The organism is Corynebacterium sp. MSK044 (assembly GCF_030232825.1).
GTDB lineage: Bacteria > Actinomycetota > Actinomycetes > Mycobacteriales > Mycobacteriaceae > Corynebacterium.
Genome location: NZ_JASPJJ010000025.1, coordinates 1 through 11,694, shown reverse-complemented (window position 1 = coordinate 11,694; position 11,694 = coordinate 1). Strand labels below are relative to the sequence as shown.

Sequence of the window (11,694 nt, the reverse complement as noted above, 5' to 3'; positions counted from 1 at the left end):
CTCAATCGGCATCCAAAAAGGCCAAATCTAACCCCACGACACGCCGGGGCCAGACACACTTTTTGACCCTTAACCCCCGCATGCCGCCAACCGCGGCACAATGAAAGGGACCGCCACTACCCAGAATGTGGCGGTCCCCTCACGTTTTCTCGGAGCTGGAGGAATCCGGGAAAGCGTAACCTGATTTTCGCAACGAGATTCGGTTCACCCGATCTCGATAGACAGTATAGGTAAGGCTGCCCTAATTAAACAAGACCTATTTGGAAATATTTTTGCGAGGTGTCCATGCGAGAGGGGATCCGGAAAGGTACCCCGGAGTACCATCGCGCATCAGTAGCCCTGCTTTTCGCAGGTCTAGCTATATTTAATGCTCTCTACGCGCCCCAGGCTCTGCTGCCAGTGTTGACGTCAGAACTCGGCATGACGGAGGGGGAAGCCGCGTGGACGATCTCCGCCACAACGGGGGGATTGGCGCTGTGCGTGGTGCCCGCGTCGATTCTGTCGGAGCGGTTTGGACGCGGACGCGTCCTTGTTATCTCCGCTCTCCTGGCCACCACGCTGGGTTTGGCGCTGCCCCTGGCGCAAACGGGCCATCAGCTCATTGCCATGCGCTTCATCCAGGGCTGCCTCATCGCCGGAACTCCAGCGGTGGCCATGACGTGGATTGCAGAGGAGATTGATTCCCGCGATGCCGCCCGCGCCATGGGCCTGTACGTGGCCGGCAATTCCATCGGCGGTCTTCTGGGCCGCCTCATCCCCGCCTTCGCCCTCGAGGTAACCACCTGGCGCTGGGCCATGTTCGCCGGCGCTGCAACAGCGCTGACCTTTAGTCTGATCATGTGGGCCCTGCTCCCAGCGCAGAAGCGGTTCAACCCGAAGGCGATCAACCCGCGCAACGAGGTCTCCGCCATGTTGCGCCACCTCACCGACTGGCGCCTGGCCTGCTTGTACGGCACTGCGTTCTTGGGCATGGGCATGTTCGTGTCCGTGTACAACATGTTCGGTTTCCGCGCGGTGGAGCACTTTGGCTTGCCGCCGGCTCTCGCCGGCTTGGCGTATCTGATGTACCTGTCCGGCACGTGGTCCTCTGCGCGCGCCGGCAACTATGTTCAGCGCGCTGGCCGCGGCCGCGTGCTCGTCCTCGCCGCAGCCCTCATGTTCCTCGGCGCCACCACGCTGCTCAGCGGCAACTTGTGGGTCACGCTCACCGGCCTGTTGCTATTCACCGCAAGCTTCTTTGCCATGCACTCGGTGGCCTCCGGCTGGGTGGGGCAACTAGCCACGCGGGATCGGGCCGAGGCATCAAGCGCATACGTGTTCTTCTACTACGTCGGATCCTCCGCACTGGGAGCCCTGACCGCTCTGTTGTTCCAGCACACCGGCTGGGCTGGGTTCGTCGCAGCGATTTCGGGGCTATCGGTGGCGCTGGTGGCCATCGCAGTGTGGCTGGCACTGACGGTGAAGCGCTCAGCCCAGTGAATTCAGCCCAGTGAATTCAGCCGCGGAATCCCCGGCGCGCCCGCGCTGAGAAAGTGGCGTACGGCGGCGGTGCCGCGGCAGTCATCCTCGTTGTAGCGCAGGAGCGTTTCTCGGGCGTGGGTGCTACCGAAGCGGGCTTCACGGCGAAGAGCAACAGAGCGCTCCCCATCCATATCCGCATCCTCCCATTCAAAGCCGGCCACGGGTGCCACGACTTTCAGCCCTAAGCCCTCCGTGCCCACGAGGTGACGGCGAACGGAGGCGAAGACATCAACCCATTCGTCGGAAGCAATGAAGGCGCGAACCTCGGCCTCGTCGATAGAAGCGAAACGACGTGCGGACGCCATGAGCCAGTGGTTTTCCCCACCCGCGGCGTAGCAGTAGGCGCGGAAGGTTTTGCCCTCTACGTGGGCGGCGACGCGGGTGGCTTGGAGCCAGGACCAGAAGGCATAGAAGTTGGCTTCTTCGGCAGCGCTGTCAGCCCCGACATCCTCCCACGTGGCAAAAGCGCGGTAGGTGCTGCCATCAAAAGCACCCCACAGGTAGGCACCTTGGTCCAGGTAGGCCTCCACGTCCACGTCGATTTCCACGTCCGCGCGCAACTCCGCCGGCGGAGTGAAATCAGTGCGCGCCAACACCGGGATCCCCTCACCCCAGGCGCGCGCAATCTGGCTAGTCTCACCCAGTCCAGCGTCGATTGCCTTTTCGACGGTCCCAATCCCCTCCTCCCGCAACACCTCCGCCTTCTGCCCCGGGAAGACCAAGGAAATGTCATCCATCGCTTTCAGCTCCGGTTCACACAGTTCCCAGTAGCGGCAGCTCGCACACTGCTTCAGGCGTGACGGCTGCGTCGGGGTTGGCTGCGCCAGCGCAGCGCGCAGTGGTTCCACGTAGTTCGCTGGATCAACCAGGTAGGCGCGTTCACGGTCTTGGCCGATGGCGGCGGCGGTGCCGGCAGAGTGAACGCTAAGAAGCATATGCGCGAGCGCCACGCGGTAACCGTCGACTGTGTGGTGGCGTAATTTCGCGTGGGTCTCGACGGGCACACCCAGGCCGAGGCGACGCGTGGACACGAAACGCACCGTATGCGTCGGGGCGGGGCGCGCGACGCGATGATTCGACACAACCACCGGCATATACGTGCCGTCGTCCTGCCGCACGAGGATATCCACCTCTGCGAGCACCGGAACCCCATCAATCGTGCCGGTGAGGGCCCCATCAACGATCAACGTCGTGCGATTTTGGATGGCGGTGCGCGTGGCGGCCTCGCGTTCGCCAATAGGCAAGGCAGGGTCGAGATGCACCGCTGAGAACGCTTTCCTGCGCCCATCCCCGACCGCCCGGCGTTTTGGCAACAACCCGAACACGGCCGCACGCCCCGCATCAACCTGGGGCTGGCGCTCCAATGCTTCCGGTGGTGGCGGGATTGCGGGATGGTTCAAACGCTGGCGCAGACGGTACCTACAGCCCACGAGGTCGCTCGCCCGCACAAGCGTTGTCTCATCACGATCTATTCTTTCCACCGCCACCAAGCCTAACGGCACAACATGGGTAAAGTTGAACCGAAGAATCAAAAGCAAAGATATCTGGAGCAGGAGACACACCCATGGGACTGTTTGAATCCATCCGCAAAGCCCGCGCGAAAACCAAGGCGGAGATCAAAGCGGCTGAAGCAAAAGCCCGCCAACTAGCCAAGGAAGAGGCCAAGGCCGATAAGCAGACCGCCAAGCTGCTGGATCGTGCAGAAAAGCGCCTGATTAAGGAAGAAAAGAAGGGCCTGAAGCGAAAGCAGAAGCACGAAGCACAGCTGGCCAAAACTGAGCTGAAGAAGATCGAGGAATCCGGCCTGACTAAGAAGAAAGCCAACCAGCTCGTGGGCGCCTCCCGCATCCTCATCCCCGTGCTGGTCCCGCTGGTGTATCGCGGTCTGACCGCATGGCAGGAAAACCAGGCCAACCAGCGTTCCCGCGCAGCAGGTCTGCCCACGATGCCCTCGGGAAACTTCTCCAACCAGGGCACTGAGCTCAAGGGCCGCGTTCAGGCCATCCGCCAGAAGGTGCGCAACGAAAGTGAGCTGGGCGATAAGTTCCGTGCCGATGTCATGGCACGCCTCGATGAGTTGATGGCCGCCGTGCAGAACTCTGAGCGCATGAATGACCCGCAGCGTCGCGTCGCCCAGGACACCATTGACCGGGATATCAACAAACTGACGGCAGAGATCCAGGCAAAGATCGCCGGCAAATAGGGTTTACAGGAGCCTTCAGGGCCCGCCGGGAACGCACCGAGAAGGCTTAGAGCACGCCCTGTTCGCGCGCCGACGCTACGGCGGAGGTGCGGGAACGCACTCCCAACTTGTCGTAGATGTGCACGAGGTGAGACTTCACCGTTGCTTCAGAGAGCATGAGCTGCTGCCCGATCTCACGGTTGGAGGATCCATCGGCGACGAGCTGGAGCACCTCTAGTTCGCGCGGGGTCAGGGAGGAACGCGGGGTGCGGTCGCGGGTTTGCAGGCGGTCGCGAACCATCGGGGACATCGCCTGGTCACCCTTGGCGGTGGAACGGACCGCGGCGAGCAGCTCCTCCGGAGGCGCATCCTTGAGCAGGTAGCCCACGGCACCGGCTTCGATGGCGCCGAGGATGTCCACGTCGGTGTCGTAGTTGGTCACCATGAGCACCTTGGGCGGGTTGTCCATGGTGGCGCGGATTTCGCGGGTGGCGTCCGCACCCGTCGTCAAGCGGGCACCTTGGGCGCCAGGGCCGAAGCGGAGGTCCATCAAGATCACGTCGATGCCACCAGCTTGGGCGGTGGCAATAGCTCCTTCGGCTGTGGCAACTTCGCCGACAACGATGATGTCATCGGCTTCTTCCAACACGGCGCGAAGGCCTAGGCGGACAATTTCGTGGTCATCCGCAAGCAAGACGCGAATCATGAATCCTCCTCAATCTTTCGGTTGATGGTACCACTATCCGGGATTGCAACTGACACTGCGGTCGGCCCACCGGGTTCGGATTCCACTACAAGCTCCCCGCCGAGTTCGGCTGCGCGGGTACGCATGGCATCAATACCAATATGCCCAAGGCCACTTGGACGCTGGGGAGCTGCACCGACATCAAAACCACGCCCATTATCCACCACGTCCAGACGGATCTCATCCGGGGCAAACGTGAGTGTTACCCGGGATTTCGTGGCGCCAGCATGTTTGACCACGTTGCTCATGGCGCCTTGCGCGATGCGAAGCAAACCTGCTTCAAGACGCATGGGCAACTGACGGGGTTGGCCATCCGTGGTGATTTCAAATTCCACGTCGCCGGCATAGCCAAAGGAAGCAGCAATGCGGTCGAGTGCCTCCGGAAGGGAGGTCTCTGACAGCGGGGCAGGCGTCAGCGCCGCGATCATCGCGCGAGTTTCTGCCAGGTTGTCGGAGGCAGACCGGCGCGCGACTTCGATGCGGCGCAGTGGGGCGGCCAATTCAGCGTCGGTAAGCGATGTCTTTTCCAAGTCGCGCTCAGCCGCATGCAGAAGCATCTGGATCGAAGACATGGATTGCGCCACCGTGTCGTGGATTTCGTGTGCGAGGCGCTGACGTTCCTGCACAACACCCGCTTCACGTTCCTTGAGCGCGAGAGCTTTCTGCGTGGTCACCAGCTCCTCAATGAGTTCCTCGCGTTCCGCACTCACGCGCGCAATCACGTTGAACGCGTACGTGATCAGCACCACCACCAGCGCGGACACTGCCGGGCCCATCACGCCGCCGAACGTGAGGCCGCGCGGCACCTGGAAGAGGATCGAAATGGCCAGCATGACCACCACGCCGATCACACCCACCCAGTTGCTAAACGCCCTCATATACAGGAAGAACAGGGTAAACACCCAGTACACAGCGATAGGCGTAAACATCATCGCAACAACCCACACGCCGCTCAAGCCCGCCAGCCAGAGGAAGCGGCCAGTGGGGTTGAGCTCCCGCATGTTCATCGCACCGAAGAAGTACATGAAGCTAAACACCGCGATGAGCAGCACGAGCACCGCGCCCTGCTCCAAGTTCATCTGCACAATCCCACCGAGAGAGACGAGCAAGATAGCCACCGTCAGCGCCGCAATGCCCGTATCAAGGGCGCGGTTGACCGGTGGTGGAGCAGACTCATTCAGGGCAGTTACCATAGACGGCATGTCGAGGAGCCTACCCGCCGTATTACTGTTCGCCGCCGTCGCCTTAGCAGGGTGCACGCAAGAAAGCACTGAGCTTATCGACGTTCCCACGTCCACCCCCATCTCCCTTCCCCCCGAAGAACCCCTGAACACCACCCCGGGCCCCTGCCCGTATTTGGAGGTGGAGTTTGTAGAGCACACCAATGGGCAGCGTGTGACCGGGACTGGTACAGATGACCGCTTTGATCCCCCTGCGTGCGTGTTTTTGACCTACGGCGAGGAACCTCAGCTGGAAGTCACGGTCCACCACACTGGCTCGGTTGAAGAGGCCCGTGCCGTTGTTGACCGCGCCGCCCCAGTTGATTCCACCGACCTAGCGGATAGCCCCGCTGGCTGGTCCGGAGGCCGCTCTGGTGGCGAAGATGGCGCCCTCTACGCCGTATCCAAAGACACCGTCGCCGTGGTGGTGCGCAGCAACCAGGCTGAGTCGGTGAAGGCCCAGGCGGTGGCGGAGGAAGTGATTACCAACCTTAGCCTGTAGTGACGTCGTTGTACGGCATCATGGTGGCCACCCACGGGAACACCACTTCCATGAGCAGGAAGAACAATGCGGTGAGCACCACGAGGGTGATCAAGAGTTTCAGTGGGAATGGCCCAGGAAGGGCGTTCCACATTAAGCGGTACATGGGGGTTACCTCTTCGGGGTGATGTCGGTTTGGACGGCGTGGATAATCATGCGTTCTGCGTTGGAGAACTGCGGGTGGCACGTGGTCAGGGTGAGCACGGGCAGCAGGTCTGGTGAACCCGCCGGATCATCACGGCCCGGATGCGGCGCCACCACTCCGATGTCGGAGGGGAGGGTGATGTGCCGACCTTGAACGTCTGCGTAGTCACCATCGGCAACGCGATCAAGCACCGGACTAGACAGGCAGCCGGCTACTTCGGCGCGGCGACCAGCCCCAGCTTCCATCGGCAAGACCCGGTACGTAACCGTGCTGTCACGCGTTTCCACCACGATCTCATCGCACGCTTTTAACCGGCCCAGGTCGTTGAAGGGCGCACCTTTACCCACGCGGTGCCCAGCCAAAGCGAAATTGCCTGGCACGCCCGGCATCTGGCTGTCGGAGTAACGGCCCGGCCCCGTCAACAACGACGCATCATCAGTGCCTTCCACCACCGCGTACTGGTAATCCGCACCGAAGGTGGGGATGCGCAGCACGGCAAAGGCATCGCCTAAGGCGGGGGTGTGGTTGGTGCGGGGGTTATGCCAATCGTCGATAAGCTGCTCTTGCGCATGGGCTTGCTTGCGGCCCGCGTCGAGGTTGGTCCAGTACGCCTCATAGAACGCGAACAGCAACAACAGAACACCGAAGGTGAGCAGCACCTCGCCGATCACCTCGCGCGCGCTGACTCGGCGCGTATTCCCCGTCATAGAAGACATGACCTAACATTAACGCAGCACTGGCCACAACCAACCGAGGAGAGACGAACGCCCCATGATCGAAGCATTCGTCTACCCCGTGTCCGCGGTGATGAAGTTCTGGCACTGGCTGCTCGCCGACGTGTTCACCGTCTCCCCGGACACCGCTTGGGTGCTGTCAATCGTGCTCCTCGTGGTCACGGTGCGCGGATTTTTGGTCCCCTTCAACTGGTCCATCTTCAAATCCACGCGCGTCATGCTCATGATGCGGCCCGAACAAGCCCAGCTAGAGAAACAGTACGGCGAATCCCTCGACGCGGATGACATTGAGGCGCATGAAAAAGCCCTGAAGAAACTGAACAAGGACTACGGCTACAACCCCATGACGGGCTGTATCCCGCCACTCATTCAGATCCCCTTCATCCTGGGCCTCTACCGCCTGCTGCTGTGGATGTCCGTGCCCGAAAACGGCCGTACCGGCACCAACATTGGCCTACTCACCCCCGATGACATCGCTGGTTTCCTCCAAGCTTCCTTCCTTGGAGTCCCTCTGCCCGCCTACGTGAGCATGAGCCCCGAACAATTCGCGGCACTGGGCACCACCAGCCCCGAAGTGCGCGCGGTGGCAATGCCGATGCTCATCAGCGCCATCATCTTCACCACATTCAACACCTTCGTCTCCCAGCTACGCTCCCGCGTCCACCTGGATTGGGACGCCCACATGTCCGTCAAGGTGTACAACCTCATGTGGTGGATGCTGTTTGTCATCCCCGTCATCCTCGGCGTCGCCGGAACCACCGGCCTCATCCCGATCGCCCTGCTCATGTACTGGTTCCTGGGCAATCTGTGGACACTCATCCAAACCATCATCTTGTGGTGGGCCCTGTCTGTCCGTTTCCCTCTTGAGGAGCACCACCTCGAGCACATCCGCACCACCCGCGGAGCCATCACGGATCCGCGTGCTTCACGACGCCGCCGGCTCCTCGCCGCACTCCCCCGCCCGTGGACCATCTTCGGTGTCCACCGCGACATTAAACAGGAAAAGAAATCCGAGAAACTCGCGCGCAAGGAAGAGAAAACGCACAAGAAGTCTTTGGCGAAGCAAAAGCGCAAGGTGCAATCCGAAAAGCGCCGGGCGCAACGCCAAAAAAGACGGGAAGAAGCAAAGGAAGACGCGGAGTCTAAATCGAATAATCCGGCGGCGGAACCGACAACTTCTGACGAGCCAGATCCTTCGCCGTAATCAACGGCCCCTGGTCCCGGCTGATTCGTGCACCCGTCATCCCACCATCAAGGAAGATAAGAAGTTCACTCGCCTGATCAGCAGAGGGATAGCCGTTCTTCTTATTCAGCAGCTCTGTCATCGTGCTGTGCATCCACTCGCGGTGCGCCACACACGTGGCCACGATCTCCCGCTCCGAATCTGTCTCCGGTCGGGGATACTCCGCAGCAGCGTTAATGAAAGGGGACCCGCGGAAATCCTTTTCCGGTTCCTCCTCAATAGCCATGTCAAAAAATGCCAGGATTTTTGAATCCGCATCAATCATCGTGGCGGTTTTCTCCCGCCAGCGGGCCCGATACTGCTCATCCAGTTGCTCCAGATAAGCAATAACCAAGTTGTCCTTCGAGCCCAGCAGGGAGTAAAGCGAAGCTTTGGCTACATCAGCTTCGCGCAAAATCCGGTCAATACCAATGACACGGATGCCTTCCTCCGTGAACAGTTTCGTCGCCGCATCCAAAAGCCGTTGCCGTGGGCTCGGCCTGTTGCGGCGACGCGTGGTTGTCTTCTTCTTCGAAGTGGGGGCACTGTCCTGGGTCACGCCCCTCAATATAGACAAACCGGTACGTTCATTCAACGGGGAGGCGAAAAATGCCGGACTTTAGTTACGTTTGCCCGAAACTTTGTTCAGAATCCACAGCACAATAACTGCACCGAAGATACAGGTCAGGAAACTGAAGAACCAGCCCTTGCTCTGAATATCAACGAAGGCGGAAAGAATCCAACCGCCCAATAGACCACCAACAACACCAGCAGCAATATTGGCGATGATGCCCATCGACTCATCCCGGTTCATAATCATCGAAGCAATCCAGCCAGCGATGCCACCGAGAACAATCCAACCAATGAAACCCATAGAAATAGTCATTATTAGTACTCCTTAAATACCCAATACTATTTTTGCTCCGTTGTGAAACGACTTTGGAATAAATGTTCCAAAACTAAATGTTCCAAAACGGACTGACTACCCCAGTGTCCCACAAATAAGCAACCGTGGGCAACGGATTGCCCACGGTTGTATAACGTTTCGGCTTTTTCAGCCAGTTAAGCGCTTATTCGCTCGCCCTTACTGCGGCAGGATCTCCGGGCGGACCACCATCATCGGACACGGTGCTGCCTGCAGCAACGCGCGAGACGTGGAGCCAAGCAACATACCCTTGAAGCCGCCACGACCGTGAGAACCAGTGATCAGCAGCTGAGCCTTCTCCGCCTGGTCCACCAGGGCACGAACCGGACGATCACGCGTGATCACCTTGGTCACCTTCACATCGGGGTACTTCTCCAGCAGGGGCGCAAGAGCAGCATCGAGCTTCTGCTCACGCTCCTCCTCGAAGCGCTTCCACTGATTGTCCCCCAGGATGGCTCCGGAGACAGAATCATGCATCTGGTTCTCCAGGTAGGTGTGCACAGCCACGAGCTCTGCGCCACGTGCCTGTGCCTCCTCGAAAGCGACCTCCGTTGCCTTGGCAGAAACCTCAGAACCATCAACACCAACAACAACGGGGCCGTACTTAGTCTCATCGGTCACCGCATTGTCCTCACGCACCACCACAACCGGGCAAGACGCGTGAGACACCACCGCAGCAGACACAGAGCCCAGAACCATGCCGGACAAGCCACCAAGGCCACGGGAACCCATAACAATCATGATGGACTGCTTCGACATATCCAGCAGCATGTCAATCGGGGAACCCTCAACCACGGTGTGGCCGATCTCCACATCAGGAGCAACCTCGAGCGCTAGCTTCTTAGCTTCCTCGATTTTGTGGAGGCACTCCCTCTGCAAATCATCAAAAAGCTCCTGCGGCGGCACCATGCCTTCCGCATACAGGAACTGCGGCATGGTGTAGGACGACGCCAAACGCAGCGGCACCCCACGCTTATTCGCAGTGTTGGCCGCCCAACGGACGGCGTTATTCGACGGATCCCCGCCATCAACAGCGACGACGACGGCTTTTTGCTGGGTCATGAGCGTGCCTTTCCGCTACAGCTTGATGTGCTTAAGCACCGGACACCACCCATTGTAGCGCCGGCTACGACATCCGTTTTCTCGCTAGTTAGGAATCTCCACTGGATGCGCCCCTGGCGCATTAGCCGGGAACAAAATGGTGTACAGATTCCACAAGAAATCCGCAATAATCTTGCCAATACCGTCACTGAAGAACTGGGAAAGCTGGGCAACAATCGCATCAAGGTTCATGTGGAATAAATTAGTACATGTGAAGGACATACGGAAGCAGAACAAGTACCCACCTTTGCCGCCCCGCCATGGCCTCGGCGCAACACGCGCCCGCGTTCCGGACGGTGACCCCATCAATGCCCGGGATTTCATCTGGCACCTCGTGTCCACCCAACGGCACCGCCACCCCGATGACAACGAGAATGCCGTCAGCGAACGCTTCACGTCCGGCGAAGTAGTTGACGCGGATGGCACCCCCATTGATCCCTCCGAGGAACTACAACCTGGCATCGACGTCTTCTTCTACCGGCGCCCCGCGCCAGAGACCCGCGTGCCATATTCCATCCGCACGGTCTATGAGGACAGTGGCATCCTCGTCGTTCACAAGCCACCATTTTTAGCGACGATGCCCCGCGCCTCCCACATCACCGAAAACGTCACCGTTCGCCTCCGGCGCGCGACCGGCAACGAAGAGCTGACACCGGCGCACCGCTTGGACCGCATGACCTCTGGTCTTCTACTCCTGACAAAACGCGCTTCCCTCCGTGGCGCCTACCAGGAACTCTTCGCACGCCGCGAAGTGAACAAACTCTATGAGGCAATTGCCGACGACAAGGGCCTCACCCCCACTACCTGGGAACACCACATTGAAAAAAACGAAGGTGAGCTCGCTTCTCGCATCATCCCCGATGCCGAGCCCAACGCGTTGACCTACCTCAACTCAGTCGAACCCATCCCGGGGCACCCCGGCTCCGCACGATACCTACTTCAACCGGTAACCGGTCGCACACACCAACTCCGGGTACAGATGAACGCCGCCGGTGTTCCCATCCACGGTGACGGCGTATACCCCGAACTTTTACCTGCCGCCGGCGAGGACTTCGGCAAACCCATGATGCTCACCGCTGTCGCACTCGCCTTCCGCGACCCAGTGACCAAGCTCCCCCGCTGCTTCACGACGAATGGCTACTCCCACCTCCCCCTCCCCGAACCCCTGTTCCGTTAAACACGTCGCTTCCCCACCCCGGCGTGCGAGTTGGTTTGACGATCGTGTTTTCTCCGCACTGTTTCCCCAGGACAACACGGCGCCGTAGATGCGATAGTCAAACTGGGTATGCAAAAGTAACGCGGCACCCGTCACTGTGGTGTGGGGGTGCCGCGTTGGGTTATGTAGTTGTTTATTTGTG

General features: G+C 60.0%; 14 protein-coding genes. 5 read left to right on the top strand and 9 right to left on the bottom strand.

Translation table 11 applies throughout. The features are described from left to right. The first annotated feature begins 285 nt into the window (after positions 1-285). Positions 286-1,479 carry an MFS transporter gene (locus tag QP994_RS10365; RefSeq protein WP_284866681.1) on the top strand — a complete coding sequence of 398 codons (1,194 nt, stop codon included), beginning with the start codon at positions 286-288 and terminating at the stop codon, positions 1,477-1,479. A 2-nt stretch (positions 1,480-1,481) separates the two neighbouring features. Here the strand turns inward: QP994_RS10365 and QP994_RS10360 are convergent, their stop codons facing one another. After that, a complete protein-coding gene (locus QP994_RS10360) occupies positions 1,482-3,002 on the bottom strand; it encodes a TM0106 family RecB-like putative nuclease (RefSeq protein WP_284866679.1) in 1,521 nt (506 codons plus the stop codon). A gap of 83 nt (positions 3,003-3,085) precedes the next feature. On the opposite strand from QP994_RS10360, the gene QP994_RS10355 reads away from it, so the two are divergent. Beyond that, on the top strand, positions 3,086-3,724 hold the full coding sequence (locus QP994_RS10355; protein ID WP_284866677.1) for a DUF6474 family protein: 639 nt from the start codon (positions 3,086-3,088) through the stop codon (positions 3,722-3,724). A 46-nt stretch (positions 3,725-3,770) separates the two neighbouring features. Here the strand turns inward: QP994_RS10355 and QP994_RS10350 are convergent, their stop codons facing one another. Both QP994_RS10350 and QP994_RS10345 read right to left on the bottom strand, forming a co-directional pair. After that, the gene (locus QP994_RS10350) at positions 3,771-4,409 is read right to left on the bottom strand and encodes a LuxR C-terminal-related transcriptional regulator (RefSeq protein ID WP_284856397.1); all 639 of its coding nucleotides are present in this window, start codon (positions 4,407-4,409) and stop codon (positions 3,771-3,773) included. After that, positions 4,406-5,650, bottom strand: a complete 1,245-nt coding sequence (locus tag QP994_RS10345) for a sensor histidine kinase (protein WP_284856398.1) — start codon at positions 5,648-5,650, stop codon at positions 4,406-4,408. Before QP994_RS10345 ends, QP994_RS10350 begins: the two co-directional genes overlap by 4 nt. Here QP994_RS10345 and QP994_RS10340 point away from each other — a divergent pair. Next, positions 5,649-6,170: a DUF2020 domain-containing protein gene (locus QP994_RS10340; protein WP_284856399.1), complete on the top strand. Its 522-nt coding sequence runs from the start codon at positions 5,649-5,651 to the stop codon at positions 6,168-6,170. The genes QP994_RS10345 and QP994_RS10340 overlap by 2 nt on opposite strands. On the opposite strand, the gene QP994_RS10335 is transcribed toward QP994_RS10340, so the two are convergent. After that, positions 6,160-6,315: a hypothetical protein gene (locus QP994_RS10335; RefSeq protein WP_284856400.1), complete on the bottom strand. Its 156-nt coding sequence runs from the start codon at positions 6,313-6,315 to the stop codon at positions 6,160-6,162. The two genes, QP994_RS10340 and QP994_RS10335, sit on opposite strands and share 11 nt — an antisense overlap. A gap of 5 nt (positions 6,316-6,320) precedes the next feature. After that, entirely contained in the window at positions 6,321-7,070 is a 750-nt protein-coding gene (locus tag QP994_RS10330; RefSeq protein WP_350338203.1) for a class E sortase, read from the bottom strand. 55 nt (positions 7,071-7,125) lie between these two features. Between QP994_RS10330 and yidC the strand changes: the two genes are divergently transcribed. Continuing rightward, complete coding sequence (gene yidC / locus QP994_RS10325; RefSeq protein WP_284866675.1) at positions 7,126-8,292, top strand: membrane protein insertase YidC; 1,167 nt, start codon at positions 7,126-7,128, stop codon at positions 8,290-8,292. Here the strand turns inward: yidC and QP994_RS10320 are convergent. The 4 genes from QP994_RS10320 to QP994_RS10305 all read right to left on the bottom strand — a co-directional run bounded on the left by QP994_RS10320 (position 8,231) and on the right by QP994_RS10305 (position 10,528). Further along, positions 8,231-8,869, bottom strand: coding sequence for a TetR/AcrR family transcriptional regulator (locus QP994_RS10320; RefSeq protein ID WP_284856402.1), 639 nt, complete (start codon positions 8,867-8,869; stop codon positions 8,231-8,233). The two genes, yidC and QP994_RS10320, sit on opposite strands and share 62 nt — an antisense overlap. 60 nt (positions 8,870-8,929) lie before the next feature. Then, a complete protein-coding gene (locus QP994_RS10315; RefSeq protein ID WP_284866673.1) occupies positions 8,930-9,196 on the bottom strand; it encodes a GlsB/YeaQ/YmgE family stress response membrane protein in 267 nt (88 codons plus the stop codon). A gap of 198 nt (positions 9,197-9,394) precedes the next feature. After that, positions 9,395-10,297: a universal stress protein gene (locus tag QP994_RS10310; protein ID WP_284866671.1), complete on the bottom strand. Its 903-nt coding sequence runs from the start codon at positions 10,295-10,297 to the stop codon at positions 9,395-9,397. 84 nt (positions 10,298-10,381) lie between these two features. Then, positions 10,382-10,528 (bottom strand): hypothetical protein, encoded by a 147-nt coding sequence (locus QP994_RS10305; protein WP_284856405.1) that lies wholly within the window; start codon positions 10,526-10,528, stop codon positions 10,382-10,384. On the opposite strand from QP994_RS10305, the gene QP994_RS10300 reads away from it, so the two are divergent. Continuing rightward, the gene (locus QP994_RS10300; RefSeq protein WP_502870050.1) at positions 10,464-11,513 is read left to right on the top strand and encodes a pseudouridine synthase; all 1,050 of its coding nucleotides are present in this window, start codon (positions 10,464-10,466) and stop codon (positions 11,511-11,513) included. The genes QP994_RS10305 and QP994_RS10300 overlap by 65 nt on opposite strands. Positions 11,514-11,694: the final 181 nt, after the last annotated feature.